The organism is Paramuribaculum intestinale (assembly GCF_003024925.1).
GTDB classification, from domain to species: domain Bacteria; phylum Bacteroidota; class Bacteroidia; order Bacteroidales; family Muribaculaceae; genus Paramuribaculum; species Paramuribaculum intestinale.
Map to the genome: position 1 here is coordinate 1 of NZ_PUED01000313.1, position 1,786 is coordinate 1,786.

At 49.2% G+C, this 1,786-nt stretch carries 2 protein-coding genes; both read left to right on the top strand.

All coding sequences use genetic code 11. The annotated features are described in order from the left end of the window. The first annotated feature begins 36 nt into the window (after positions 1-36). On the top strand, positions 37-1,374 hold the full coding sequence (gene mobB, locus C5O24_RS13080) for a conjugal transfer protein MobB (RefSeq protein WP_107681956.1): 1,338 nt from the start codon (positions 37-39) through the stop codon (positions 1,372-1,374). 25 nt (positions 1,375-1,399) lie between these two features. Then, positions 1,400-1,786: YWFCY domain-containing protein (locus C5O24_RS13085; RefSeq protein ID WP_205961130.1), on the top strand; the 387-nt coding region annotated here is incomplete at its 3' end.

The window sequence follows — 1,786 nt, forward strand, 5'->3', positions numbered from 1 at the left end:
ACAGATTGTGGAGCTTGCCCGGCAATTCGATGAGGCATGGTCGCAAAAATCTCGTTAGGCAACTCGCTTTATGCCGCCCTGACTTACAACGCTGAAAAGATAAACAAGGAGAAAGGCCGCTTGCTCGATACCAACAAAATATACAATGACGGTTCGGGGTCGGTCAACACGCATAGGGTTTATGAGGATTTTCAGCGTTGGATGCCGGCGCATACCAAGACGGAGAGGCCGATGATGCACATATCTCTCAATCCGCATCCCGATGACAGGTTGAGCGACACCGATTATACCCGGCTGGCGCATGAATATATGCAGAAGATGGGATTAGGCGATATGCCTTATTTAATTTTCAAACACGAAGACATCGACCGCCACCATATCCATATAGTGGCGTTGCGGGTAGGCACTGACGGAAAGGCGGTGTCGGACAAAAATAATTTCTATCGCAGCAAGGACATCTGCCGCGAACTTGAAAAGAAATATGACCTGAAACCTGCCGAGCGTCAGAGGGTTTCTCCCGATACTCCAATCATGAAAATTGACCCTGCCGACGATCTGAAACGTCAGGTCGCCAACACGGTCAAGCTGGTGGGTATGCGCTACCGCTTCCAGACAATGGGCGAGTTCAACGCCATTCTCTCCTTATATAATGTAAAGGCGGAGCAGACGGACGGGCGGGTGAACGGTCGCGAGTATCATGGATTGGTATATTTCGCCACAGATGATAACGGAAAGGTAATCGCCAATCCCTTCAAGGCTTCAAGACTCGGCAGATTTGCAAGCCGTACAGCCATAGACGGCAGGTTTGAGCGGGCGAAAAAAGAGATTGACGATAAGGCGTTGGCACAGCGCACAAAACGGATTGTGGCTTCCGTTCTCATACGGTCATCCGGCAAAGAGGACTTTATTGAGCGGCTGAAAGCCGAGAAGATTGATGTAGTGTTCCGATACACAGCCGAAGGACGGATATACGGGGCGACATTCATCGACCATAATACGAAGTGTGTCCTCAATGGTTCAAGATTGGGCAGGGAGTTCTCTGCCAACGCTTTTGAACAGCGTTTCAATGGAGGGCCCGCGGTTGATACGCCTGTTGTGCCTGTTCAAGATATTCCGGAAGACAATGCTCGCACAGCAGGCAACGAGAACCGAAATCAAACAGACTCGGATAGTTCCCGAAGCCAATCACAGCCTCAGCCCGAAGCCCGGACTGATTCCCGTCATGGTCATGCCCATACAGACAACTCCGATTATATGCCTTCTATACCCGGCCTTGACCTGTTCCAAGTCGGGCCCGGCTATGACCCGGAGGAAGAAGCCTTCTACCGTGCCATGCAGCGCAGAAAGAAAAAAGGTCGCAGACCGAAGTTTTAATTTTTCAAAACAACCGATATAAAAAATGAGCCAGCAGGAAGATGACCTGAGAGCCTTGGCAAAAATCATGGATTTTGTCAGGGGCATAAGTTTCGTTATTGTCGCCGCAAACCTATTGTGGTACACGGGACTTAAAGTAGTGGACAGCAACTGGTTTTACATAACCGCATACAAGATTCTGAATAATCTGAACAACAATTGCGGTATGTTCAATAATCCCAATAACGCCAAATGGTTCGCGCTGATGTTGCTTGCCATATCGTGCTTCGGAACAAAAGGCGTTAAGAAAGAAGGCATAAAGTGGAAACATATCATCGCCGCCTGTGTCGGAGGATTTTTCCTTTTCATGGGATGCTGGTGGATGCCGTCGCACGACTGGCTTTACACCTATATCATATGCACGGTTACGGGA